This is a genomic window from Mesorhizobium sp. M1329 (genome assembly GCF_040318035.1).
GTDB lineage: Bacteria > Pseudomonadota > Alphaproteobacteria > Rhizobiales > Rhizobiaceae > Mesorhizobium.
Genome location: NZ_JAMYLN010000014.1, coordinates 47554 through 71578, shown reverse-complemented (window position 1 = coordinate 71578; position 24025 = coordinate 47554). Strand labels below are relative to the sequence as shown.

Genomic DNA, 24025 nt, shown 5'->3' with positions numbered 1-24025 from the left:
TTAAATGGGCAACTCTTGGGCTCTGGCGATGATAACATCGCCAAAGCGCTCGACAAAGAGCGCGCCTTCGACTGTGCGCCTGACCAGCACGTTGCGCTTGTCGAGCTCGTCGCGGTGGCGCGACACCAGTTTCAGCGCCCCCATCGTATCGAGCGCACGGGTGATCACCGGCTTGGTGACGTTGAGGCGGGCGGCTAACCCCCGTACCGTGTGTGGCGGCGGATCGAGATAGATGGTGAACAGGATCGCCGTCTGGCGCATGGTGAGGTCGGGCGCGTCATCGCGCACCTCCGACAGCACCACCTGTTGCCACAGTCGCAAGGCCTGGCTTGGACGCATGATAATCGACATCCGGCCAGCATGACGGAAAATTGTTTCGGTTCCGTTTCAGTCAGCACCTTCGTCGGCTTGCCCGAGAATCAGCCGTAGCGGTTCGAAATGACCTGCTCCAGCGCCCTGATGCCTTGCGCTTCGCCGCCGGCAAGGCCGTGCGGGCGGTCGGACGGGTTCCAGGCGAAGATGTCGAGATGCGCCCAGTTGGCGGTCTTTTCGACGAAGCGCTTCAGGAAAAGCGCCGCCGTGATCGAGCCGGCGAAACCATCCGGTGTGACGTTATTGATGTCGGCCACCTTCGACGCCAGCTTGGCGTCATAGGGCTTCCACAACGGCATGCGCCATAGCGGATCCTCGACCGCAACGGAGGCGTCCGCCAGCTCGGATGCAAGCGCCTCGTCACCGGTATAGAACGGCGGCAGGTCGGGACCGAGCGCAACACGGGCAGCGCCTGTCAGCGTTGCCATATCGACCAGCATCTGCGGCTCCTCGTCATCGGCCAAGGCCAAGGCATCGGCGAGCACCAGCCGTCCTTCGGCGTCGGTGTTGCCGATTTCGACGGTGATGCCCTTGCGGCTCACCAGCACGTCGCCTGGCCGGAAGGCGTTGCCGGCTATCGAATTCTCGACAGCGGGGATGAGCACACGCAGCCGAACCTTCAGGCCGGTGGCCATGATCATGGAAGCGAGGCCCAGCACGTTGGCAGCGCCCCCCATGTCCTTCTTCATCAAAAGCATGCCCGAGGACGGCTTGATGTCGAGACCGCCTGTATCGAAGCAGACGCCCTTGCCGACCAGCGTTATCTTGGGGGCATTGTTCAGCCCCCAAATCATGTCGATCAGGCGTGGCGCGTCAGCAGAAGCCCGACCGACGGCGTGGATCATCGGAAAGTTGGCGGCAAGAAGATCGTCGCCTTTGGTGACCGATATTTCGGCCTTGTGCGTCGCGGCCAAGCTCCGGGCGGCTTTCTCCAACTGCCCGGGGCCCATATCGCTGGTCGGCGTGTTGACCAGATCGCGCGCCAGGAAAACGCCATCGGCGAGGCGGCGGATGCGGGCGGCGTCGGTGCCAGCCGGGAGCGCGAGGCGCAGCGTCTTGCCTGGCTTCTTGCCGTAGCGGGTGAAGACATAGCCGCCGAGCGCCACGGCGAGTGCCGTAAGCTCGGGCTTGGCCGGCGCGGACGCAAAATGCCAGTCGCCTTCGGGCAAGGCTCTCGCTAGTGCGCCGATGGCCAGTGCGCCCTCGCCATCACCGGTGCCGAACAGGGCTCCGGCAATCGCGCCGTTGTCGCCAGGTACAATCAGCGTCCTGCCGGCCTCGCCGGAAAAGCCGTTGGCCTTGGCCCAGGCGACCGAGGATGGCGCAAGGCCCGACGCCGCCAGAGCATCCTTGGCCACCAGATGGACCGGCAGCGCATTGCTCAATTCTTTCTCGACGAGTTCGACAGGCATTCGCTGGTCTCCGCTTCCGAGTCGGCGTTTCTTAACTCTCCGTTAGGGTTAACAGAATATTTCTGCGGGAGGGAAGATGGCCACGCAAATGGTCACGCGATGAACGGAGCCCTGGTGCCGATGCCGACCAACCGCAGGATGAACGCCAGCGCAAATAGGCTGATCACCACGGCGTTGATGATGGTGCTTGCCGCAGGCGTCGCCGGCTGCGGAACCAGCAAATTGACGACTGGCTCGATTTCTCGTCCAAGCGGCAAGCCGCTGGAAACAATGTCGGCGGGCGAACTGCACAACGCTACGATGGCGCTCGGCCAGTCCTATTCGAAAAACCCCAGCGACAAGCGGATCGCGACAAACTATGCAGCGGCGCTGCAGATGGACGGCGACGCAGACCAGTCGCTTGCGGTGATGCGCAAGCTGGCGATTGCCTTGCCGAAGGATCGCGACGTGCTCGCCGCCTATGGCAAGGCGCTAGCCGCCAACGGTCAGTTCGAGCCGGCTCTCGATGCCGTGCGCCGCGCGCAGACCCCCGAATATCCTGACTGGAAACTGGTGTCGGCGGAAGCTGCCATTCTCGACCAGCTCGGCCAGAAGGACGAGGCGCGCCAAGGCTATCGCAAGGCGCTTGACCTCAGGCCGAACGAACCATCGGTCCTTTCCAATCTCGGCATGTCGTACGTGCTGGAAGGTGATTTGCGCACGGCCGAAACCTATATGCGCTCGGCCGCCCAGCAGCCGAATGCAGACAGTCGCGTCCGCCAGAACCTGGCGCTGGTCGTCGGTCTGCAAGGCCGTTTCGACGAGGCCGAGAAGATCGCCTCGCAAGAGCTGTCGCCGGATCAGGCGCAGGCCAATGTCGCTTACCTGCGCCAGATGCTGGCGCAGCAGAATGCCTGGAGCCAGCTCAAGGACCAGGACAAGGCAAAGCCCGCCACCAACTGACCGGCTCAAGCGCCGAACCGGTGCGCGAAATTCCGCAACACGCCTAACGCAAAGAGCCGCGCTGCACCGGCCGCGCGGCTTTGAAATCATATCAGCGTTTGTGGCGACGCTACTGGCGCTACTCGCTGCTGGATTTCGGCTGGTCGCCAAAGATGCCGCGCTGGCTCACCTGGATGCCGGCGGGACCCAGAATGATGGCGAACAGCACCGGCAGGAAAAACAGGATCATCGGCACGGTGAGCTTCGGCGGCAAGGCCGCGGCCTTCTTCTCGGCGGCATTCATGCGCATGTCGCGGCTCTCAGCGGCAAGCACGCGCAGAGCATGCGCCACCGGCGTGCCGTAGCGCTCGGCCTGAACCAACGCCTGGGACACCGACCTGACGGATTCCAGGCCGGTTCTGCTTGCAAGGTTCTCGTAGGCCTGCTTGCGCTCCTGCAGATAGGAAAGCTCGGCGTTGGTCAGGATGAATTCTTCCGCCAATGCCACCGATTGCGCGCCGATCTCATCGGCGACCTTGCGAAGCGCTGCTTCCACCGACATGCCGGACTCGACGCATATCAGCAACAGGTCGAGCGCGTCCGGCCACGCCATCTGAATCGACTGCTTGCGCTTGGTAGCGCGGTTGTTGACGTAGAGCACCGGCGCGTAGAACCCCGCATAGGCTACCACGATGCACACGAACAGCTTCACGAAAAGCGGCTGCTCGGGCAATCCTCCGAGCACGAACAGATACATCGCCGCCAATGCAAAGCCGATAAAGGGCAGAACGAGACGGAAGAAAAGGAAGCGCGTCAGCGGATTTTGCCCGCGAAAACCCGCCACTTTCAATTTCTGCAAGGTACCTTCATCCGCCAGCGCACGCCTGAGATCCAGGCGATCGACAATATTGCGCATGCCGACCGACTGTTCTTCGCGCAGGCCCTTGCGTCGGCGGTCGGCTTCGACTGCCAGCCGCGCACGCTGCTTGGCGCGCAGCTCATCGCGCTCCAGCGCCACGGATTTCATGCGCGCCTTGAGCTGGTTTCCGCCAAAGGCGGGCAGCAGCGTGAAGACGGTCGCAAACACCGCAATGCCGACCAGCAGTGCGATCAGCAGAGACGGATCGGTGAGAGTTCTGATGACGTGATCGGTCATACGCGAGTCCTAGACTTCGAAGTTCATCATCTTGCGCATTACCAGGACGCCCATCGACATCCAGATGCCGGAACAACCGAGGATCAGATGGCCGGTGCTGGTGGTGAAGAGGGGCATGATGTAGTTCGGGCTCGTCAAATAGACGAGAAAGGCGACGACGAAAGGCAAGGCGCCGATGATCACGGCGGATGCCTTGGCTTCCATGGACAACGCCTGGACCTTGGCTTTCATTTTCTTGCGGTCGCGAAGCACGCGCGAAAGATTGCCCAGCGCTTCGGAAAGATTGCCGCCGGCCTGAGACTGAATCTGGATGACGATGCCGAAGAAGCTCGCCTCGGTGCACGGCATCGTTTCTGGCATGCGCATGGCAGCGTCGGGGATCGACAAACCCATTTGCTGCGAATCGACGATGCGGCGGAACTCGGTCTTGACCGGCTCGGGGGATTCGTTGGCGATCAGGCGCACGGCATCGTTCAGCGGCAGACCGGATTTTACCGCACGCACGATGATATCGAGTGCGTTCGGAAATTCGTTGAGGAACGCCTTGACGCGGCGCGCGCGGCGAAACGAGACGAACCAGCGGGGCAGACCCAAGACGCCGACCAGCAGCGCAGCCGGCAAGACCAGCAGTGGTGCGCCGATGAAATAGACAAGAGCCGTCAAGACGACGCCGCAGACCGCCGAGTAGACATAGAAGCGCTCAAGCGAGATCTTCATGCCTGCCTGACGGATTTGGATCTTCAGCGGTGGCTTCTTGACCAGGCTCTGATTGGACTTTTGCTTTTGATCGAGATCCTTCAGCGAATCCTGGACGGACTTGCGACGCTTGGCCGCTTCCGCCACGCGATCGCGCGAAGCCTTGACGACCGAACGATCCGTCTCGGCGGTCTTGATCGATTCAAGCCGCTTGCCGACCTGCTTCTCGGTGCTGATCCGGTTGAACAGGAAAGCATAGGCCACAGCGCCGGCGCTGAAGCCGGCGAGCACGACGAATGCCAATACGGTGCCGTCAATTCCGAACATCGACCCTGGCCCCCACGCTTCCAGACGGATCAGTCAGCGCGTTTCTCCATCGCCTCGAGCGCAACCGCGAGGCGCTGCTCCTCGCCGTAATAGCGGGCGCGCTCCCAGAAATGAGGACGGCCGATGCCAGTCGACACGTGCTCGCCCAGCAGCCTGCCGTTCGCGTCCTCGCCCTTGATGTTATAGAGAACGATGTCCTGGGTGATGATGACGTCGCCTTCCATGCCGATCACCTCGGTGATGTGGGTGATCCGCCGCGATCCGTCGCGCAGGCGTGCAGCCTGTATGATCACGTCGATGGAGCCTACGACGATTTCGCGCACGGTTTTTTGCGGCAGCGTGTAGCCGCCCATGGCGATCATCGACTCTATACGGTTGAGGCATTCGCGCGGGCTGTTCGAGTGGATCGTCCCCATCGAGCCGTCATGGCCGGTGTTCATCGCCTGCAGCAGGTCGAACACTTCGGGTCCGCGCACTTCGCCGACGATGATGCGTTCGGGCCGCATGCGCAGGCAGTTCTTGACCAGGTCGCGCATGGTCACTTCGCCCTCGCCTTCGAGGTTCGGCGGACGGGTTTCGAGACGCACCACATGCGGCTGCTGCAATTGCAGCTCAGCTGAGTCCTCGCAGGTGATGACGCGTTCCTCGCGGTCGATATAGTTGGTCAGGCAATTGAGTAGCGTCGTCTTGCCTGAGCCGGTACCGCCCGAGATGACAATGTTGCAGCGAACACGGCCGATGATCTTGAGAATCTCGGCCCCTTGCGGCGAAATCGAGCCGAACTTGACCAGCTGGTCGAGCGTCAGCTTGTCCTTCTTGAACTTGCGGATGGTAAGTGCGGTGCCGTCGATAGCCAGGGGCGGTGCGATGACGTTGACACGGGAGCCATCAGGAAGACGCGCATCGCAGATCGGGCTCGATTCATCGACGCGGCGGCCAACCTGGCTGACGATACGCTGGCAGATGTTGAGGAGCTGCTGGTTGTCGCGGAAACGGATGCCGGTCTGCTCGACCTTGCCGTTGACTTCGATGTAGACGTTCTTGGAGCCATTGACCATGATGTCGGCAATATCGTCGCGGGCAAGCAGTGGCTCCAGTGGCCCGTAGCCCAAAACGTCGTTGCAGATATCCTCGAGAAGCTCTTCCTGCTCGGCGATGGACATCGCGAAATTCTTGATCGCGATGATGTCGTTGACGATGTCGCGGATTTCCTCGCGCGCGCTTTCGGGATCGAGTTTGGCCAGCTGCGACAGGTCGATCGTGTCGATCAGTGCGGCGAAGACCTGGCTTTTGGTATCGTAGTAGGTTTCGCTCTTTTGGCGCTGGATCGTTTTCGGCTCCGGGGCCAATGGCGGCGGCTCGACCGCACGGCGAACCGCCGGCGCACCAGATGGCGGCAGCGCCGCCGGCCTGGCAGCTACAGCCGCTTCCACAGGGTTCGCGGCCGCCGGCGCAGCAGGCGCAGGTGCTGGCTGACGGAATTCCGGAATGGTCCGGTTGCCGTCGTCGCTGCCTCTTTTACCAAACATGATCGCTTACCAATTCCACCGCTGAGGCATCACTTCTTGTTGCGCGAAAGCTTGCCGATCAGGTTGCCGAGGCCAGCCTTTTTCTTCACCTTGATTTCGCTGCGCCCTGTCAGCACATGGGCGATCTCGTTGATCGTGGCGACGACCGGATTCTTGGCATCCATTTCACCGAGCATACGCCCATTATTGGCAGCATTTCCGAACAAAAGGGGCTCGAACGGGATGATCGACATCGGCGAAAGGCCGAGTGATTCGGAGAAGTCGGACGGTGTAATCTCGGGACGTTTCGGCACGCCGGCCTGGTTGATTACAAGCTTTGGTGCGGGATCGTTCGGACGAAGCCGCTTCAGCATGTCGACCAGGTTCTTCGTGTTGCGCAGATTGGCCAGTTCGGGCGTAGCCGTGATGACGATCTCGTCGGCCTTGACCAGGGTGTTCTTGGTCCAGCCGGCCCAGACATGGGGAACATCAAGCACGAGGAGCGGCGCGCTACGCTGGGCTATGTCGATAAGCTGGGTGAAGGCGTCAGGATCGAAATCGTAGACCCGCTCCAGGGTCGAAGGTGCCGCAAGCAGCGACAGATGCTCGGCGCATTGGGCGAGCAGCCGGTCGAGATAGACCTCGTCGACGCGTTCCGGCGAGAAGACCGCCTCGGCAATGCCTTGCGCCGGGTCCTGGTCGAAATTGATATTGGCCGTTCCGAAGGCGAGGTCGAGATCGGCGACAACCACTTCGGATTTGAAAAGGGACGACATGGCCCACGCCACATTATGGGCTATGGTCGAGGAGCCGACGCCACCCTTGGCGCCGATGAAGGCAATCGAGCGGCCGATCGGCTCAGCTTCCGGATCAACGAAGATCGAAGACACCACGCTGACGATGTCGGCCATCGATACGGGCGCGATGACATATTCGGAAATGCCCGAGCGGATGAGTTCGCGGTACAGGCCGACATCGTTGTAATGGCCGACAACCACCACCTTGGAGCTCGGGTCACAATGCTCGGAGAGCTGCGCGAGTTGTTCCAGCAACAGCTTCGGCTCGCTGCGCGATTCAAGCAGGATCAGGTTCGGTGTCGGCGCCGACTGATAGAATTCGATAGCGGTGGGGATGCCCCCCATATGCACCTTCAGATGGGCCTTGGCCATGCGGCGATCCTCGCCGGCGCGCTCGACCGGATTGGCTACGCCTTCGGTCTCGCAGAATGCTTGGATCGAAATGCGCGGGATCGGCCGCAACGCCTGCATCGCGGCAATATCCTGCTCCGAGGTTTCGCCGCCCGGTACCTCTGTTTCATAGGCAAGATTGCTCATTATCATCACTTTCCGTGACTTGCGCGGCTTAGGGTTTGTTGAGCCTCAACACTCGTTAATATTCGACTTCCGAATTGCCGAGGAATTCGTCCGAAATACCTCTGTCACGATAGACGTCGATCACCGCGCCGCGATTTTCCGCGTCGATCGGCGTCGGCTTGCGTGGCCCGATCAGATCGGACGGATTGGCCATTTGGGCAGCCAGGTTGTTCTGATACGAACAGCCGAAATCGGCATAGTGCTTGTTTTCCGAAGTCTCCAGCAGGTCTTCGGGCCAGCGCCCGCATTTATCCGTCTGAGCCTTCACCGAGACGTAAGCAACACGGACCGGTGCGGACGCTTCGGCCGAAACAGACTGATAGGACCGCATGGCGATCCGCTTCCGGCTGATGCCGCTGGCTATGGCCAGCCTGGCGAAATCGCGGCCGGCCGCGGCCGCTGCGATTTCGTTGGCCGAGCCGCTCGGAATCTCGATCGTCAGCACCGGAGCCGCGCTCCTGTCGTATCCGTCCAGGAAGCCGAGGAGCGTGTTACGCTGGGATCTGGTCATGCCACGGTCGCCGGCGCCGACCGGAAGGTCGATCTTCTGGATCTTCTCGGCGATGACAATCGGATGAGTGGTGCGATAATCGTCCGGTATGGCACCGACCGTGACGCTGTCGCGATTGGCGCAGCCGGCCAGTGATGCCGCCACCGCGATCGCTATGATGGGAACGGCCGGCCGCCAGATTCGCGAATGGACGGACCGTATCGCGGTGACCGCCCTTGCCTTCGATACTGACTGAGACATGTCCACTTCCCCGCTTACTTGTAGATGAAGCCGACAACGCCGTGATAGCGGCCGTTGGGCTTGTCGGTCTGCATGGTGCCGTAGACACGGTTGACGCGGCCAAGGAACATGCCGGCGCCATCGCTGGCTGCGTTGAAATTGTCATCCGGTTTGGCAAGATCGTTGCGCGCCACCGGCTTCACCAGATAGGGCGTGATGATGATGACGAGTTCGGTCTCGTTGCGGACGAAATCCCTGCTGCGGAACAGCGTGCCTAGCACCGGTATTTTGGTCAGGCCGGGCAACCCGGCAACCGCCTGCCTGATGTCGTCGCGGACAAGGCCCGCGATCATCATGGAACCGCCGGAGGGCAATTCCACCGTGGTGTCGGCCAAGCGTTTGCGGATCGACAGAAAAGTGGTGCCAGGCAAGTCACCAAGCCCTTCGAGCGCTACCGCGCCTTCCGTCGTAGGTTCCGAAACCGACGTCCTCACTTTTAGGCTGATGCGGCCCGCCGAGAGCACGACCGGCTGGAATTCGAGCCCAATTCCATATTCAAGGCGTTCGTGCTCGTAGGTAATCTGGCCAGTTTGATTGTCGTTTGAAACGTTGCTTGTTCGGCCGGTGATGATATTGAATTCGCCGCCGACCTTGAAGGTCGCCTTCTCGCCGGAGACGGCGGTGAGAGTCGGCTCGGCCAGCGTCTTCATGACACCGCTTTGCTCCATGGCGTTTATGTACGCCTGGAGCGTCGAGGTGCCGATCGAGGCCCCCGAAAATTGCGACAGTGGTTTTCCTAATCCATATGCGGGGGTGCTGAACGACTTCCAACTAATGCCGTTGCTGCTACCGTTGCCGACCATGTTGACGCCGAGCTGCTTCATCACCGAGCGGCTGACTTCCGCGACCGTCACCTTCAGCGTCACCTGGTCGTCGCCGATAATCTGCAGCAGGTTGACGATCTTGCTGACGCGGCGCTCGGCATCCGGGTTGTCGATGGCGACGCCGGCTTCAGCCGAACCGCCGGCAGCGGTCTGCGAATATTGACCCGTGGTCGCCTCGCCGCCGGACACGAAGATGTTCGCCAGATCAGCCGCGCGCTTGGCGTCCAGAGGAGTGTCAACGGTTCCGGTCAGAACGACGTTGTCGTTCAGCAACTCGACCTTGACCTCCGATGACGGGATGAAGCGCTTGATGTAATCCTCCAGCCCGGCGACGTCACGTTCGACCGCTAGGTCAAGGCTGACGATCTGCTCGCCATTCGGGCCAAAGACGAAGATATTGGTCTCGCCGACCGCCTTTCCAAACAGATAGATGCGCCTGGCGGTGCGGGTCACCGCGTCGGCTACAGCGGGGTTGGCGACGAGAATGTCGTAGGCATCACTCGGGAGGTCGATGACCACCGACTTGTTCAGTCCAAGCTTGACCCGCTGGGTGGCGGTCGAAGCCGTAACCCTGGCATTGCCCGCCGCACTGGCATCGAGGATGCCATATGCATTCGTTCCAAGGAGAAACAGGCCGATCGCCGCAGCCAGCGTGAGCGGCAGTTTGGTTTTTAGACTCATTTCCTTGCCCCCACTTCGGAAACTTCGCCCGACTTGATCAACCGCACCGTTCCGCGCCGGCCATTGCCGGAAACCAGGTAATCGGCTTCGCCCACATTCTTGTCCTGGCTATCCTTGATCGAGCGCAGCGCCAATGTCAGGCGATCCGCCATCTGCTGTGCGACGGTGATGATCTCTGACTGCTGCGGCGTCAGTTCCAGGGTGGCGGTCTGGCCCACCCTGGTCTTCTTGCCTTCCTCGTCTTCCTGAATGGTCTGGTCGATCGCCAGGACGCGAATATTCTTGAGAATAGTTTCGGTCGTGAAGCCCGAACCACCGCCATTGGCGGGATCGGCTCTGCGGGTCATGATGACGTCGACGAAATCGTTGGGAAGAATAAAGCCACCGGCCGAGGTGTCGGCCGAGATGCTTGTGGCAACAGCCCGCATGCCGGAGGGCAGGATCGACGACATGAAGCTTTGCCCCTCACCGATCAGCTTCGAGCGCCGCAGCGGTTCGCCGGCGTAGAGCGCCACGCGGGCGACGGCGCCCTTCAGCTTGTCCAGCGCTTCAGGCTCGGCGGCGCGGGTGATGAAATTTGCGTTGATGCCGGCGGACGGCCATGACTCCCAGGAAATGTTGTTTTCAAGCGGACTGCCCATCGGAACGTCGCCGGAAAGAACAAGCACATCCTGCAGTGCGATCGTCGGCGCCTGAGGACCGGAATCGACAACCGGAGGCGGGGGAGCCACGACCATGTTCTTCGCGACATAGCCTGCACCACCGGCCGCGGCTATCGCCACGCTCAGAATAATCAATCGGGATGCTGGCATCTGTCCGAACCTCGCCTTGGCAAACCACGTAGCCAAGCGGGACTTTGCAGCGGCAATCGTCAAAACAAGGTTAATGTTATACTTACGATCGTGATTAATTTAACGTTTATATAAATTAGATCGACAAGCCCGGCCCGAAGGAAAACGTGGCCAACTCGCCTGCTCGGCGCCAACGGCGTAAAGCGAAATTCAGCCCGCCAGCCTGGTAAGTGCCCAGGCCATCAATGGCGAGTCGGAATAGGTGAGCAGACCGCCAACGCCAAGCGCGATGCCGTACGGAACGCCGGTCGCCTCATCGGCGAAATGGCGCAGGAACGGATTGTGGCTTGTGACGGCGGCAAGCGGCGATTTCCGATAGGCGAGGATGGCAAGCGTCAGCAGACCGCCGATGAATGTCGAGGCGACGAGGTATTCGATGAGATGGATGTTCAGTCCCATCCACATCGCAGTGGCGGCCAGCAGCTTGGCGTCGCCGCCGCCCATACCGCCGAGCGCGAACAGGCCGAACGTCACCGCGAGTACCAGGCCGGCGGCGGCGAAATGCCAGCCATAGGTGGCCCAGTCCATGCCGGCCAAAGGCGCAACCAAGGCGAAGACAACCACAAGCAACACCGGCACGCGATTGGCGATCGTCATCGACAGCATGTCGGAGATTGCGGCAAACAGCATGCAGAACGGAAACACGACGAAGATCACGGCTTCAAGCATCGGCGCGCCTGTGGTCAAATTGCATCTGGCCCTCAGCCTAGTCACATTCGCTTAACGATTGATGAGGCCCGAATTTCAAATCGTGCTGGGACTAAAGACTAAATAAGGGCCGCCAGTGCGGCGGCCCTTATTTGGAGAACAAGCGAGTTACGATCAGCTACCGCTCACCTTAGTGGAGATGGTGCTGAACTTGGCGTTCAGCGCGTTGCCGAGCGAGCCGGCGCCGACCATGATGGCAAGCGCGATAAGGGCGGCGATCAGACCGTATTCGATAGCGGTCGCGCCGGATTCGTCCTTCACAAAACGTGCGATGAGGTTAGACATTCGAGCTCCTACTCCAATTGTTACAGCACTTCCGTCAACTTCTCTTGGTGGCTGATCGGATACTGCGAATCTAAGGAGAAGCTGTTTCAATCGGCTTAATAAACAGGCTTACCGATTCCTTTCCCGCTTCGACGACATTGCGTGGTTAACCCAGAACTAAAATACCCGCCGCTGGGCCCACGGGCTGACAAAAGGCGCAAAAGGCGCAATTCGGCAAGGACGTTCTGCCGTGCCGGCTAGGCCCAATGCCGGTTCCGGCTTAATCCTGAACTCCAGCCGCTTAACGGTTGGTTCACCAATCTCGTTCATGTTCTGTTGAACAGTTTGCCAGGGGGCGCCTCAATGGCCGGGCCGAGATCATCATTTCCAGTTGCCGTGCTTTTTGCCGCAGCGGCTTTCGCCTTTCCAGCCAAGGCCGGCGCCGGCATCGAGGTGACGATGAACCAGGCAAAGATTATCAAATTGTCGCGCGCCGCCGATACGATTGTCGTCGGCAATCCGGCGATCGCCGACGCCTCCGTGCAGGACGCATCGACCATCGTACTGACCGGCAAGGGATTTGGCGTCACCAATCTCGTCGTCCTCGACCAAGAGGGTAACCCGATCGTCGATGAGCAAATAACCGTCGTGCGCCAGGCAGCGTCGTCGGTGCGCATCTATCGGCGTTCCGAAGTACAGACCATGTCCTGCGCGCCATATTGCGAAAGCTCGTATAAGAGCGATGCCGAGAAGGCCTCTGAAGCCGAAATGAGCGCCGGGCATTAGCTAGCCGACGTCTCCGCCTTTAGCGGGAACGTGCTTCGGTTATCGCCGGGTTAAGGCCTTCCCGTTGAATTTAATGGTCATTCCAACCGGACTTCAATCGGTTCCGACTAAGGGTGGGACCGATACAGAAGCGGCATCGGCGGGCAGAGGACATGAGCAAGGCAGGACGAGCAGGTTTTCCAAGACGGTTTCTGGGCGACCGCCGCGGAAGCACGGCGATCGAATTCGCCATGCTTGCAATTCCTTTCGCGCTTCTTGTCTTCGCCATCCTGGAGAGCTGCATTTCTTTTGCCGCACAGGAAGTGATGGCAAACGCCACCGACGACATCGCGCGCCAGCTGCGTACCGGCCAACTAAGACCGACCGATGTGTCCGGTACCAAGCTGCGGGATATGATCTGCACCAAATTGGAGATCATGGTCGCCAAGACCTGTCCCGGATTGCTGGTGGACTTGCGCGAATATCCCACCTTCGCCGATGCGGCGCTGGCCGGTTTCAAGATCCAGGATGGTGACGTCGTGCTGACCAAGGGCACGAGCACACAGACCTTCACCGTCGCACCTGGCCTGGCGGAGTCGAGAAACATGCTGCGGGTTTTTTACAAATGGCCGGTGATGACCGACTTCATGGCCAAATCGATGGCCAACCTAAAGGACGGCAAAACGCTGCATTTTGCTTCGATCACTTGGCAGAACGAGCCGTTCGACAACTGAACCACGTAGTCGCTTGAAAAGGGCAAAGCCATGATTCGTGCGGGGGCACAGCTGGGCATCGCAGGGATTTGTACAAGAGCAGTCCGGCTTTGCTCGGACCGCCGCGGTATTGCGGCTGTCGAGTTTGCCCTCATCGTGCCTGTCCTGTTGATCATGTACTTTATGACAATGGAGGCCTCGCAAGCCATCGAGACCAGCAAGAAGGTCAGCCGCATCGGCAGCATGGTAGCGGATCTCGTCACGCAGCAGCAGACCATCAAGGCGGCCGATGTCGATGCCATCATGGCGATCGGCAGTTCCACGCTGCAGCCCTACAACCGCTCGAAACCGAAGATCATTATCACGGCGATACAGGTGACGAACGAGACGACGCCGAAAGTCCTGGTCGTGTGGTCGCGCAAGCTGGTCGATGGCGTGTCTAGTGTCGACGCGGTCAAGGATTCCACCACAACGGTCCCGAGCGCGCTCAAGATCAAAGGCACTTTCCTCATTCGGGTCGAAAGCGATCTCGCCTACAAGCCAATCATCACCTGGTCGGCGGACGGCCAAAGCCGGTTCGGGTTGAGCTCGGTCTTCAATTCGATATCGATGGCGGAAACTTATTATCTGCGGCCGCGCAGGAGCCCGACCATTCCGTGCAGCGATTGCTGACGCCTGAAGCCCGCTAACGGGCTGTTGCTATTGCTTGCGACCGCGGGCCGAGACTAGACGCACGATGGCTGCAGCCAGCACATAGTCCCTCGGACCGGCAACGGTTCGGCGACGATACCGATACGGAACGTTCCGATAACATCGCGCCAATCGGCTCGCGCCAGGTTTGCGCAAGACGCATCCAGCAGCAAAGCCAGTACGGCGGCGAATGCGTTCAGGGCAGGCCTCATGCGAGTTCCACGCCGCGCATTTCGATCGGCAGATCGACCATGCCGCGATTCGTCTCTCCCGGGCCAGCACGCCAAGCCGTGCCGTTCGGGTTTCCGAATTGCCAATGGCGGCGCGGAACCCTATGTCTGAGCCAACACACAGGCAATGATGAACCATTAGATGGCACGCGCCTTCCTTTTTGTCCTCGACTCTTTCGGCATCGGCGGCGCGGCCGATGCCGAACGCTATGGCGACACCGGCTCCAACACGTTCGCACACATCGCGCGGGCCTGCGCAGAAGGCCGCGCCGATCGCGAAGGCCTGCGTGACGGACCCCTTCTCGTACCAAATATGCTCGCGCTCGGCCTCGGCCAGGCCGCGGCAACGGCGACGGGTTTCAGGTTCGAGAATGCCGGCAGTGCCCCGCTTGCCGCCGCCTTTCATGGCGCAGCCCAAGAGGTTTCGAGCGGCAAGGACACGCCATCGGGCCATTGGGAAATAGCCGGCCTGCCGGTCCGTTTCGACTGGGGTTACTTCCCGGACACGATTCCCGCCTTTCCAGCCGAATTGACCGAAACAATGGTGCGTGAAGGGAAGGTGCCCGGCATCCTCGGCAATTGCCATGCTCCGGGCACCGAGATCATCGAACGGTTCGGCGAAGACCATATCCGCACCGGCAAGCCGATCTGCTACACCTCGATCGACTCCGTCCTGCAGATTGCCGCGCATGAGGTTCATTTCGGCCTGGAACGGCTTTACGAGTTCTGCAAAGTGGTGCGCAGGCTCGTCGATCCGCTGAATATCGGCCGCGTCATCGCGCGGCCGTTTATCGGTGAAACCGCCGCCACGTTCGAGCGAACGCATAATCGTCGCGACTATGCCGTACCGCCGCCGGAACCGACCTTGCTCGACCGGCTGACGGCGCGCGGCAGCCGGGTTATCGCGGTCGGCAAGATCGGCGACATTTTCGCCCATCGCGGGATCTCGGAAGTCCGCAAGGCTGCCGGCAACATGGCAATGTTCGACAAAGCGCTTGGCGCCATGGAAGATGCCCGCGACGGCGACCTCGTCTTCGCGAACTTTGTCGACTTCGACACCGAGTTCGGGCATCGGCGCGACGTTGCGGGGTATGCCGCCGCACTCGAAGCTTTCGACCGGCGCCTGCCCGAGGCATTCGCACGGCTGAGGCCAGGCGATCTGCTCATTTTGACCGCCGATCACGGCAACGATCCGACGTGGCGCGGCACCGATCACACGCGCGAGCGAATTCCGGTTATCGGGATGCGGCCGGGTTTCAAAGGCGCAGACATCGGACTGAGGACGACATTTGCCGACATCGGCGAAACCGTGGCCGAACATCTCGGGCTGGCGCGCGGCCGTTACGGCACCTCCTTCCATGCCACGATAGATGGCCATGCCTGAGCTGCCGGAGGTCGAGACAGTCAGGCGCGGCCTGCAGCCGGCCCTTGAAGGTGCCCGCATTGTCGGTATCGAGGCACGCCGGCCGGATTTGCGGTTTCCGTTCCCCGAGAGATTTTCGGAGCGGCTGATCGGCAAGACGATTGCGGCGCTCGGCCGCCGTGCCAAATATCTGACGATCCACGTGGACAACGGCCCGGTTTTGATCTGCCATCTCGGCATGTCGGGTTCGTTTCGCATCGAAACGGCCGACGAGAGCGCAACGCCCGGCGCGTTCCACCACGAACGTTCGAAAAATACCGCTCACGATCACGTCGTCTTCGACATCGTATCACCTGCCGGCGTCCGCTCTCGCGTGATCTTCAACGACCCGCGCCGCTTCGGGTTCATGCTGTTTTCGGAAGGCGAGCCCGACATGCATCCGATGCTGGCGGGATTGGGCGTCGAGCCTACAGGCAATGCACTGGACGGCGCGCTGCTCGCTTCGTTGCTGAAAGGTCGCAAGTCACCGCTGAAAGCGGCACTTCTGGACCAGAGGCTGATCGCCGGGCTAGGCAATATCTACGTCTCTGAAGCGCTTTGGCGGGCCGGCCTGTCGCCGCTGCGCGAAGCGGGCACCCTCGCGAGAGCCGGCAAGATAGCCAAAGAGCAGAGCGAACGCCTGGCCGAAGCAATCCGCTCGGTCGTCGCCGATGCGATCGCCGCCGGCGGCTCGTCGTTGCGCGATTATATGCAGACCGATGGATCGCTGGGCTACTTCCAGCATTCCTTCGCGGTTTACGATCGCGAGGGCGAAGCCTGCTCCAAGCCTGGTTGTGGCGGCCACATCGAGCGTATCGTGCAAAGCGGTCGTTCGACTTTCCACTGCCGGACCTGTCAGGCTTGAACCAGAAGCGAGGAGGAGGAGCAAAGCATGGGCTATGAAACCATCATCGTCGAAACCCGCGGCAAGGTCGGGCTGATTACGCTGAACCGGCCGCAGGCGCTCAACGCGCTGAATTCACAAGTGCTGGCGGAACTGGTCGCGTCGGTGAATAGCATGGGCGCCAATGCCGACATTGGCGCCATGGTCATCACTGGTTCGGAAAAGGCTTTCGCGGCAGGTGCCGATATCAAGGAAATGCAGTCGATCTCCTATGTGGATGCCTATCTGCAGGACTTCTTCGTCGGCTGGGAAGAATTTACGCGGGCACGAAAGCCGATCATCGCGGCGGTGGCGGGCTATGCGCTGGGCGGCGGCTGCGAACTGGCGATGATGTGCGACTTCATTATTGCCGCCGACACCGCCAAGTTTGGCCAACCCGAGATCACGCTTGGCGTCATGCCCGGCATGGGCGGGTCGCAGCGCCTGACCCGCTTCGTCGGCAAGTCGAAGGCGATGGACATGTGCTTGACGGGGCGAATGATGGACGCAGCCGAGGCCGAGCGTTCCGGCCTGGTCTCGCGCGTGGTGCCAGCCGGCGAGTTGATCGAGGAAGCGCTTAAGGCAGCGGCCAAGATCGCCGGTTTTTCCTTGCCGTCGGTGATGATGGCAAAGGAGGCCGTCAACCGCGCCTACGAGACGACGCTCACCGAGGGTCTGCGGTTCGAGCGCCGGCTATTTCATTCGCTGTTTGCGCTGGATGACCAGAAGGAAGGCATGGCGGCCTTCACCGGCAAGCGGAAGCCGAATTTCACGAACCGATGAGATGACGAAGGCGCCGGTCAAAAAGAAAGCGCTGCAGCGTTGACGCGCCGGAAAAGCTGAACTATAAGCCGCACCAATCGAGGCGGCCCTGTGGCTGCCCGTTTGTTTTTGCGCCCTGCGGTATCCCGCAAGCGCCCACCAGATCAGAAGAGAGGCACCATGGCCAATACCTCCTCGGCCAAAAAGGCAACGCGCAAGATCGCCCGTCGCGCCGCGATCAACAAGAACCGCCGCTCCCGCGTCCGGACCTACATCCGCCAGGTCGAAGAGGCGCTCGCGGCTGGCGACAAGGCGGCCGCACAGGCTGCCTTCAAGGTGGCCGAGCCGGAATTGATGCGCGCCGCGACCAAGGGCGTGGTGCACAAGAACACGGCATCGCGCAAGGTGTCGCGGCTGGCCCAACGGGTCAAGGTGCTGTCAGCCTAATATATCCATCTTGAACTGCGCTTCTTCAAACCCGGCCAATCGCGCCGGGTTTTTTCGTTTGCCGGCAAGTACTTAAAAGAAAGCCCGCAAAACGGCGCTCCGCGAGCATTTCAAAGTTCGAAATGCTTTGCCGGCATATACATGCCCGCTCATATTCGGAGCCTCCGAATCCGCCCATACGAAAATTTCCGAGCGTCACAGATTACCATTTCTTTTCAGCAGCTTACCGATGGTGATCCACAGCTTGTTCACATCAGCTGCAGTCGATAGGCGACAATTGGCTGTCAAGTGAATTATTTCAGAAAATTTCGCGTTGTGTGGCCTTTTTCATATTCGGCGGAAAAGGGTTTGAATCACAATGGCTTTGTCAAAATCAACTGTTGCAGCATGGCGTCCGAAACGTTCCTTGCCAGTCAGATTCCTTAAAAATCCGTTAGGGGTGGCCTTGCCCTATCCACAGCGATTTCGGTAATGTCTGTCCATCGAAGGGACGGGCCCTTGGCCCTTGACCAGCCTGAAACCGGCCAGCTCAAATTGGCAGAGTTTACAGCGCGGATTCAACTCCGCGGACGGGGTTGGTTTGTCTTTTCGATACGGTAGGGGACTGGCGTAATTGTACATGGCAGGTCGACGGTGCGCCGGCGGTTTTTCGCCGGACGGCATTTTGTTGCCCTGACATGACCAAAGCGGATCGGCTCTTCGGCGCCGGACCGACAACGAGGCGATTCATCAGCCGGCGGCGGCGATGGTGTCGCAGCGAAGACACGGTCGCCGGAAACATGGATGCAGGAGGCGCATCCCCGGCGGAAAACAGGTACAAGAGACAAGGAACTCGATCATGCAGAGCGGCGGCATCGAAAGGGAGCTTACAGGCGACCTCCCATTTCCTGGAACGTTAATCGGAAGGAACGACATGGCGGCTTCCAATGAAGCTGAACAGAAGTTCGATCGGGTCAAGGCCCAGTTGAAGGCGCGTCTGGGGACCGAGGTCTATTCGAGTTGGTTCGGGCGCATGAAGGTCGCTGAATCTTCCAAGGGCATTGTCCGCATCTCTGTGCCAACCGCATTCCTGCGTTCATGGATCAACGGCCACTATCTCGATCTCATCACCGAGTTGTGGAAGCACGAGGATCCGGAGATCCTCAAGATCGAGATCGTCGTTCGTACCGCCACACGCCAGGGCCGCAACAGCGTCGAGCCAGAAGTGGCCCCGGCGCGCAAGATGACCAGGCAGACGCAAACCGCGCTCTCTGCCGGCACGGCGAGCCCCAGCAGGGTCGAACGGGTCCCGGCACCCCGCCCAGGGATGCCGGCAGAAACCGAGTTCCGGCACAATGTTCTCGGTTCGCCGCTCGATCCACGCTACACTTTCACCTCCTTCATCGAAGGACCATCGAACCGAGTGGCTTTTGCCGCCGCCAAGGCGGTCGCGGAATCGCAGTCGAGCGCGGTGCGTTTCAATCCACTCTTTCTCCACGCGACGGTCGGGCTGGGCAAAACGCATCTGTTGCAGGCGATCGCCGCAGAATCGCTGAAGCAGAATCCGAAATCGCGGGTCGTCTATCTGACGGCTGAGTATTTCATGTGGCGGTTCGCCACCGCGATCCGCGACAACAACGCACTGACGCTGAAAGAACAGCTGCGCGACATCGACCTCCTCATTATCGACGACATGCAGTTCCTGCAGGGCAAGTCGATCCAGCACGAATTCTGCCATCTGATCAACATGCTGCTCGACAGCGCCAAGCAAGTGGTGGTCGCTGCCGACCGGCCGCCGTCCGAATTGGAGTCGCTGGAGCCCCGCGTCCGCTCGCGCCTCAATGGCGGCGTCGCGCTGGAAATGTCAGCCCCGGATTTCGCTATGCGTATCGGTATGCTCAAGCTCAGGCTTGCCACCGCCAAGCTCGACGATGCGTCGCTCGATATTTCCGAAGAGATCCTCAACCACGTCGCCCGCACGGTGACCGGCAGCGGACGCGAGCTCGAAGGTGCCTTCAACCAGCTTTTGTTTCGCCAATCCTTCGAACCGCAGATCACCATCGACCGCATCGACGAGATCCTTGGCCACATCTATCGTTCGGGCGAACCCAAGCGGGTGCGTATCGAGGACATCCAGCGTATCGTCGCGCGCCACTACAACGTGTCGAAGACCGAACTTCTGTCCAACCGGCGCACACGCACCATCGTCAAGCCACGGCAGGTCGCCATGTATCTGTCGAAGGTGATGACGCCGCGCTCGCTGCCGGAGATTGGGCGGCGGTTCGGCGGCCGTGACCATACGACCGTGCTGCATGCGGTGCGCAAGATCGAGGATCTTTCCGGTGCCGACAACACACTGGCGCAGGAACTCGAATTGCTGAGAAGGCTGATCAACGACCAGGCCTGACGGCCCGAAAAACGCCAGCTCGCGGACTTCGGCCTTTTTATCCCCAGAAAGCCCGTGCAGCCGGCCCGAACCGGTGGCCCGGGCTTGCGTTTGCCGGGTTTTTCCTGTCAGTTTACGCAGATTCTGAGCCTGTTCAGACCTTTCGCGGGGCGCCGGTTGCCGGAGACCCGTTCATTCATTCAAGCGAGCCTGTTTCGTCATGCGTGTTATCCTGGAACGGTCAAATCTCCTGAAGTCGCTCAACCATGTTCACCGTGTGGTCGAGCGGCGCAACACCATTCCGATCCTGTCGAACGTGCTGCTCAGCGCCGAGGGGGCCAGCCTTGAAATGAAGGCGACCGACCTGGACCTGGAGGTGACCGAAGCAACGCCGGCAAAGGTCGAGCGTGGCGGGGCGACGACGGTCCCGGCACATCTGCTCTACGACATCGTGCGCAAGCTTGCCGATGGCGCGGAGGTGGCGCTGAAGACCGACGAAGACGGCAACGCCATGACGGTGACGTCGGGGCGCTCGAGCTTCCGCCTGCAATGCCTGCCGCAGTCCGACTTTCCCGAGCTTTCAGCCGGGTCGTTCTCGCATATTTTCCGGCTCGATTCCGTCGGACTAAAGGGGCTCATCGAAAAGACCCAGTTCGCCATCTCGACCGAGGAGACGCGCTATTATCTGAACGGCATCTATCTGCACACGCACGAGGCCGGCGGCAAGCTGAAGCTGCGCTCGGTCGCGACCGATGGCCACCGACTGGCGCGCGCCGAGATCGATGCGCCGGCAGGCTCCGAGGGCATGCCTGGCGTCATCATCCCGCGAAAGACGGTCAGCGAGCTGCAAAAGCTGGTCGACGATCCCGATGTTGCAGTGACCACCGAGCTGTCGGACACCAAGATCCGTTTCACCATCGGCAGCGTCATCTTGACCTCCAAGCTGATCGACGGCACTTTCCCAGACTACCAGCGCGTCATTCCGACCGGCAACGACAAGAAGCTGATTATCGATCGCCAGAGTTTCGCCGCCGCCGTCGATCGCGTCTCGACCATTTCGTCCGAACGCGGCCGGGCGGTGAAGCTTTCGATTGCCGAAGGGCAGGTCACGCTTGCGGTCAACAACCCGGATTCGGGCAGCGCCACCGAGGAACTGGCGGCCGACTATTCGTCCGATCCGATCGAAATTGGCTTCAACGCCAAATACCTGCTCGACGTTGCCGCGCAACTGACCGGCACGGAGGCGAAGTTCATGCTGGCGGATGCCGGTTCCCCGACGCTGATCCACGACATGGCCGACGAGACCGCGCTCTACGTGCTGATGCCGATGCGGGTGTAGGGCCCGAACGGGGCCATCTTGCTGTCGTGACCAGATCTGCAAAACCGCAGCAGACCTACATAAGTAAGCTCACACTTACGAATTTTCGCAACTATGCGGCGTTGGCAATCGACCTTGATCCCGGCGCTGTGGTTTTCTCCGGCGACAATGGCGCCGGCAAGACCAATCTGCTTGAAGCGATCTCGCTGCTCACGCCAGGCCGGGGCCTGCGCCGCGCACCCTATGCCGAGGTGGCGCGCGAAGGCGGCGATGGTGGCTTTGCGCTGCATGCCCGGCTTGACGGACCGGAAGGCCAGGTCGAGATTGGTACGGGGATAGCGGGCAGCGACGGCGAAGGCGGCCGGCGGGTGCGGATCAACGGCGCGGCGGCACGCTCAGCGGAAGACATGCTGGAATGGCTGCGCGTGGTCTGGCTGACACCGGCCATGGACGGCCTGTTCCCCGGGCCGGCCGCCGACCGCCGGCGCTTCCTCGACCGGCTGGTGCTGGCGATCGATCCCGGCCACGGCCAGCGCGCGCTTGACTACGAAAAGGCAATGCGCGGCCGCAACAGACTGCTCGCCGACGGTTCGCGCGACGGTGCCTGGTTCGACGCAATCGAGATACAAATGGCCGAGACCGGCGTGGCAATTGCCGCGGCGCGTGCCGAACTGGTGCGCCTGCTCGCCGCCATGATCGACCGTCTGCCCGGCGACGGACCGTTTCCGCAAGCCGACATCGGCATCTCGGGCGAACTGGAAGGCGAAATCGGTATGTTGCCAGCCGTCGACGTCGAGGAACGGTTCCGTCGTGCGCTTGCCCAAGGGCGCGACCGCGACCGCACTGCGGGACGCACGCTCGACGGCCCGCACCGTTCCGACCTTGTGGTGCGCCACCGGCCCAAGGCGATGCCGGCCGAGCTCTGTTCGACCGGTGAGCAGAAGGCGCTGCTGGTCGGCATTGTCTTGTCGCATGCGCGGCTAACCGGCGAGATGTCGGGCATGACGCCGATCCTGCTGCTCGACGAGATTGCTGCCCATCTCGACGGCGGTCGACGGGCGGCCTTGTTCTCGATCCTGGAGGAGCTGAACTGCCAGGCTTTCATGACCGGGACCGATGCCGCATTGTTTGACAGCCTCAAGGGACGCGCGCAGTTCCTGACCGTCGATCACGGTACGGTCAGGCCGACCATTTGAACTTGGTTCATGGCGCACTTCTGAGCGGCATGCATTGATACCTGACAAGCTTTTTCCTCCGCTATATGGTCCGGCGATGATCACAGCCGCCCTCACCGATGAAGAGCTCGAACGCTACGCCCGCCACATCGTGCTGCCCGAGATCGGCGGCGCCGGCCAGCAGCGGCTGAAGCGGGCGCGGGTGCTGGTCATCGGCGCCGGCGGATTGGGAGCGCCGGTGCTCGAATACCTCGCCGCCGCAGGGATTGGCACTCTCGGTATCGTCGACGACGACATCGTTTCGCTTTCCAACCTGCAACGACAAGTGATCCACGCCACGGGCGATGTCGGGGTGGCGAAAACCGACAGCGCCAGGGCGGCGATCATCCGCATCAATCCAAACGTCGTCGTGGAAGAGCACAATTTCAGGCTGACCGTGGACAACGCCCCTGCTCTCATCGCCCGTTATGACATCGTCGTTGACGGCTCCGACAATTTCGAGACACGCTATGCGGTGGCCGACGCCTGCGCCGCCGAGAGCCGGCCGCTCGTGCATGCCGCCGTTGGCCGCTTCGACGGCTCGGTCACCGTGCTGAAACCGTTCGAAACCGGTCCGGACGGCACGTTGAACCCAAGCTACCGCGATCTCTTTCCCGAGGCGCCGCCGCCGGGACTGGTGCCGTCCTGCGCGGTGGCCGGCATTGTCGGCGCGCTGACCGGGGTCATCGGCACGCTGCAGGCCATGGAAGCGATCAAGCTGATCACCGGGATTGGCGAGCCGCTGGTCGGACGACTGCTGCTCTACGATGCGCTTGCGGCACGCTTCGACACGATCCGCTACAAGCGAACCAGCCCGTGAGCCTGCCTGCCGACGTTTCCATCGTGCAGCTTGCGGCCGATTTCGACCGTTGGGACGAGATCTTGGCACTTGTCCTGCGCGCCTTCGCCTTCATGGACGGGGTTATTGACCCGCCATCCTCGGCGCATCGGCTCACCGTCGAAAATCTCAGAGCTAAAGCGACGGAGGAGACAACATTCCTGGCGCTGAAGCAAAGCGAGATCGTCGGTTGCGTCTTCGTCCTGAAGCGCGCAGACGACCTCTATATTGGAAAGCTCGCGGTCGAGCCGGCTCTTCAGGGACAAGGCATTGGAAAACGACTGATGCAGGCCGTCGAAGATCTTGCCCGCAGCCACAACAGGACCGCCATCGAGCTCCAGACCCGGATCGAGCTGACCGGAAATCACGCAGCCTTTGTCCGCCTCGGTTTTCGTGAAACCGAACGGACAGCGCACAAGGGCTACGACCGGCCGACCTCAATCACCATGCGCAAGGCGCTTTCGTAAGCCAACATTGTGCAAAGACGAACGTGTGGTTGCCGCGGCAAGACCATG

General features: G+C 61.1%; 24 protein-coding genes and 1 pseudogene. 13 read left to right on the top strand and 12 right to left on the bottom strand.

Annotation, left to right across the window (positions count from 1 at the left end; translation table 11 throughout):
* Both NKH21_RS16365 and NKH21_RS16360 read right to left on the bottom strand, forming a co-directional pair.
* Entirely contained in the window at positions 1-351 is a 351-nt protein-coding gene (locus NKH21_RS16365) for a MarR family winged helix-turn-helix transcriptional regulator (RefSeq protein WP_023676939.1), read from the bottom strand.
* Between the two features lie 68 nt (positions 352-419).
* Complete coding sequence (locus NKH21_RS16360; RefSeq protein ID WP_352664226.1) at positions 420-1784, bottom strand: leucyl aminopeptidase family protein; 1365 nt, start codon at positions 1782-1784, stop codon at positions 420-422.
* A 120-nt stretch (positions 1785-1904) separates the two neighbouring features.
* Here NKH21_RS16360 and NKH21_RS16355 point away from each other — a divergent pair, with 120 nt between their 5' ends.
* Positions 1905-2726 (top strand): tetratricopeptide repeat protein, encoded by an 822-nt coding sequence (locus NKH21_RS16355; protein ID WP_352465090.1) that lies wholly within the window; start codon positions 1905-1907, stop codon positions 2724-2726.
* Between the two features lie 118 nt (positions 2727-2844).
* On the opposite strand, the gene NKH21_RS16350 is transcribed toward NKH21_RS16355, so the two are convergent.
* The 9 genes from NKH21_RS16350 to NKH21_RS16310 all read right to left on the bottom strand — a co-directional run bounded on the left by NKH21_RS16350 (position 2845) and on the right by NKH21_RS16310 (position 11904).
* Entirely contained in the window at positions 2845-3861 is a 1017-nt protein-coding gene (locus NKH21_RS16350) for a type II secretion system F family protein (RefSeq protein WP_292654024.1), read from the bottom strand.
* Positions 3862-3870: 9 nt separating this feature from the next.
* Positions 3871-4884: a type II secretion system F family protein gene (locus NKH21_RS16345; RefSeq protein WP_352664228.1), complete on the bottom strand. Its 1014-nt coding sequence runs from the start codon at positions 4882-4884 to the stop codon at positions 3871-3873.
* A gap of 29 nt (positions 4885-4913) precedes the next feature.
* Positions 4914-6413, bottom strand: a complete 1500-nt coding sequence (locus NKH21_RS16340; RefSeq protein WP_352664230.1) for a TadA family conjugal transfer-associated ATPase — start codon at positions 6411-6413, stop codon at positions 4914-4916.
* A gap of 29 nt (positions 6414-6442) precedes the next feature.
* The gene (locus tag NKH21_RS16335) at positions 6443-7726 is read right to left on the bottom strand and encodes a CpaE/TadZ family protein (protein ID WP_352664232.1); all 1284 of its coding nucleotides are present in this window, start codon (positions 7724-7726) and stop codon (positions 6443-6445) included.
* 55 nt (positions 7727-7781) lie between these two features.
* Positions 7782-8516, bottom strand: coding sequence for a CpaD family pilus assembly protein (locus NKH21_RS16330; protein WP_352664234.1), 735 nt, complete (start codon positions 8514-8516; stop codon positions 7782-7784).
* Between the two features lie 14 nt (positions 8517-8530).
* Positions 8531-10060 carry a type II and III secretion system protein family protein gene (locus NKH21_RS16325; RefSeq protein WP_352866207.1) on the bottom strand — a complete coding sequence of 510 codons (1530 nt, stop codon included), beginning with the start codon at positions 10058-10060 and terminating at the stop codon, positions 8531-8533.
* Positions 10057-10872 (bottom strand): Flp pilus assembly protein CpaB, encoded by an 816-nt coding sequence (gene cpaB, locus NKH21_RS16320; protein WP_352488187.1) that lies wholly within the window; start codon positions 10870-10872, stop codon positions 10057-10059. The genes NKH21_RS16325 and cpaB overlap by 4 nt, the downstream gene beginning before the upstream one ends.
* Before the next feature lie 189 nt (positions 10873-11061).
* On the bottom strand, positions 11062-11580 hold the full coding sequence (locus tag NKH21_RS16315) for an A24 family peptidase (protein ID WP_352866204.1): 519 nt from the start codon (positions 11578-11580) through the stop codon (positions 11062-11064).
* A 153-nt stretch (positions 11581-11733) separates the two neighbouring features.
* Entirely contained in the window at positions 11734-11904 is a 171-nt protein-coding gene (locus NKH21_RS16310; RefSeq protein ID WP_352488184.1) for a Flp family type IVb pilin, read from the bottom strand.
* 342 nt (positions 11905-12246) lie between these two features.
* On the opposite strand from NKH21_RS16310, the gene NKH21_RS16305 reads away from it, so the two are divergent.
* From NKH21_RS16305 to NKH21_RS16295, 3 genes are all read left to right on the top strand, one after another.
* Positions 12247-12669 (top strand): pilus assembly protein N-terminal domain-containing protein, encoded by a 423-nt coding sequence (locus NKH21_RS16305; RefSeq protein ID WP_352455128.1) that lies wholly within the window; start codon positions 12247-12249, stop codon positions 12667-12669.
* 152 nt (positions 12670-12821) lie between these two features.
* On the top strand, positions 12822-13382 hold the full coding sequence (locus NKH21_RS16300) for a TadE/TadG family type IV pilus assembly protein (protein WP_352664241.1): 561 nt from the start codon (positions 12822-12824) through the stop codon (positions 13380-13382).
* Positions 13383-13412: 30 nt separating this feature from the next.
* Positions 13413-14033: a TadE/TadG family type IV pilus assembly protein gene (locus NKH21_RS16295; RefSeq protein ID WP_352664242.1), complete on the top strand. Its 621-nt coding sequence runs from the start codon at positions 13413-13415 to the stop codon at positions 14031-14033.
* 101 nt (positions 14034-14134) lie between these two features.
* Here the strand turns inward: NKH21_RS16295 and NKH21_RS32815 are convergent.
* Positions 14135-14263: pseudogene (locus NKH21_RS32815) on the bottom strand (phosphate/phosphite/phosphonate ABC transporter substrate-binding protein); the annotation flags it as partial.
* 160 nt (positions 14264-14423) lie between these two features.
* Between NKH21_RS32815 and NKH21_RS16290 the strand changes: the two are divergent.
* From NKH21_RS16290 to NKH21_RS16250, 9 genes are all read left to right on the top strand, one after another.
* Positions 14424-15665, top strand: coding sequence for a phosphopentomutase (locus NKH21_RS16290; RefSeq protein WP_352866200.1), 1242 nt, complete (start codon positions 14424-14426; stop codon positions 15663-15665).
* A complete protein-coding gene (gene mutM, locus NKH21_RS16285; RefSeq protein ID WP_352664246.1) occupies positions 15658-16548 on the top strand; it encodes a bifunctional DNA-formamidopyrimidine glycosylase/DNA-(apurinic or apyrimidinic site) lyase in 891 nt (296 codons plus the stop codon). The genes NKH21_RS16290 and mutM overlap by 8 nt, the downstream gene beginning before the upstream one ends.
* Before the next feature lie 27 nt (positions 16549-16575).
* On the top strand, positions 16576-17349 hold the full coding sequence (locus NKH21_RS16280; protein ID WP_023719544.1) for an enoyl-CoA hydratase: 774 nt from the start codon (positions 16576-16578) through the stop codon (positions 17347-17349).
* Positions 17350-17508: 159 nt separating this feature from the next.
* Positions 17509-17775, top strand: coding sequence for a 30S ribosomal protein S20 (gene rpsT / locus NKH21_RS16275; protein ID WP_023676922.1), 267 nt, complete (start codon positions 17509-17511; stop codon positions 17773-17775).
* Positions 17776-18613: 838 nt separating this feature from the next.
* Complete coding sequence (dnaA, locus tag NKH21_RS16270; RefSeq protein ID WP_376702025.1) at positions 18614-20161, top strand: chromosomal replication initiator protein DnaA; 1548 nt, start codon at positions 18614-18616, stop codon at positions 20159-20161.
* Positions 20162-20360: 199 nt separating this feature from the next.
* On the top strand, positions 20361-21479 hold the full coding sequence (gene dnaN, locus NKH21_RS16265) for a DNA polymerase III subunit beta (protein ID WP_023676920.1): 1119 nt from the start codon (positions 20361-20363) through the stop codon (positions 21477-21479).
* A 26-nt stretch (positions 21480-21505) separates the two neighbouring features.
* Positions 21506-22654, top strand: a complete 1149-nt coding sequence (gene recF / locus NKH21_RS16260) for a DNA replication/repair protein RecF (RefSeq protein ID WP_352664248.1) — start codon at positions 21506-21508, stop codon at positions 22652-22654.
* A gap of 76 nt (positions 22655-22730) precedes the next feature.
* Entirely contained in the window at positions 22731-23492 is a 762-nt protein-coding gene (locus tag NKH21_RS16255) for a molybdopterin-synthase adenylyltransferase MoeB (protein WP_352664250.1), read from the top strand.
* Positions 23489-23977: a GNAT family N-acetyltransferase gene (locus NKH21_RS16250; RefSeq protein ID WP_352866196.1), complete on the top strand. Its 489-nt coding sequence runs from the start codon at positions 23489-23491 to the stop codon at positions 23975-23977. Before NKH21_RS16255 ends, NKH21_RS16250 begins: the two co-directional genes overlap by 4 nt.
* Positions 23978-24025 lie beyond the last annotated feature (48 nt).

Coding starts and splice junctions, on each gene's coding strand:
- NKH21_RS16365 (WP_023676939.1), bottom strand. CDS start 351: ATGTCGATTATCATGCGTCCAAGCCAGGCCTTGCGACTGTGGCAACAG.
- NKH21_RS16360 (WP_352664226.1), bottom strand. CDS start 1,784: ATGCCTGTCGAACTCGTCGAGAAAGAATTGAGCAATGCGCTGCCGGTC.
- NKH21_RS16355 (WP_352465090.1), top strand. CDS start 1,905: ATGCCGACCAACCGCAGGATGAACGCCAGCGCAAATAGGCTGATCACC.
- NKH21_RS16350 (WP_292654024.1), bottom strand. CDS start 3,861: ATGACCGATCACGTCATCAGAACTCTCACCGATCCGTCTCTGCTGATC.
- NKH21_RS16345 (WP_352664228.1), bottom strand. CDS start 4,884: ATGTTCGGAATTGACGGCACCGTATTGGCATTCGTCGTGCTCGCCGGC.
- NKH21_RS16340 (WP_352664230.1), bottom strand. CDS start 6,413: ATGTTTGGTAAAAGAGGCAGCGACGACGGCAACCGGACCATTCCGGAA.
- NKH21_RS16335 (WP_352664232.1), bottom strand. CDS start 7,726: ATGAGCAATCTTGCCTATGAAACAGAGGTACCGGGCGGCGAAACCTCG.
- NKH21_RS16330 (WP_352664234.1), bottom strand. CDS start 8,516: ATGTCTCAGTCAGTATCGAAGGCAAGGGCGGTCACCGCGATACGGTCC.
- NKH21_RS16325 (WP_352866207.1), bottom strand. CDS start 10,060: ATGAGTCTAAAAACCAAACTGCCGCTCACGCTGGCTGCGGCGATCGGC.
- cpaB (WP_352488187.1), bottom strand. CDS start 10,872: ATGCCAGCATCCCGATTGATTATTCTGAGCGTGGCGATAGCCGCGGCC.
- NKH21_RS16315 (WP_352866204.1), bottom strand. CDS start 11,580: ATGCTTGAAGCCGTGATCTTCGTCGTGTTTCCGTTCTGCATGCTGTTT.
- NKH21_RS16310 (WP_352488184.1), bottom strand. CDS start 11,904: ATGTCTAACCTCATCGCACGTTTTGTGAAGGACGAATCCGGCGCGACC.
- NKH21_RS16305 (WP_352455128.1), top strand. CDS start 12,247: ATGGCCGGGCCGAGATCATCATTTCCAGTTGCCGTGCTTTTTGCCGCA.
- NKH21_RS16300 (WP_352664241.1), top strand. CDS start 12,822: ATGAGCAAGGCAGGACGAGCAGGTTTTCCAAGACGGTTTCTGGGCGAC.
- NKH21_RS16295 (WP_352664242.1), top strand. CDS start 13,413: ATGATTCGTGCGGGGGCACAGCTGGGCATCGCAGGGATTTGTACAAGA.
- NKH21_RS16290 (WP_352866200.1), top strand. CDS start 14,424: ATGGCACGCGCCTTCCTTTTTGTCCTCGACTCTTTCGGCATCGGCGGC.
- mutM (WP_352664246.1), top strand. CDS start 15,658: ATGCCTGAGCTGCCGGAGGTCGAGACAGTCAGGCGCGGCCTGCAGCCG.
- NKH21_RS16280 (WP_023719544.1), top strand. CDS start 16,576: ATGGGCTATGAAACCATCATCGTCGAAACCCGCGGCAAGGTCGGGCTG.
- rpsT (WP_023676922.1), top strand. CDS start 17,509: ATGGCCAATACCTCCTCGGCCAAAAAGGCAACGCGCAAGATCGCCCGT.
- dnaA (WP_376702025.1), top strand. CDS start 18,614: ATGCAGAGCGGCGGCATCGAAAGGGAGCTTACAGGCGACCTCCCATTT.
- dnaN (WP_023676920.1), top strand. CDS start 20,361: ATGCGTGTTATCCTGGAACGGTCAAATCTCCTGAAGTCGCTCAACCAT.
- NKH21_RS16255 (WP_352664250.1), top strand. CDS start 22,731: ATGATCACAGCCGCCCTCACCGATGAAGAGCTCGAACGCTACGCCCGC.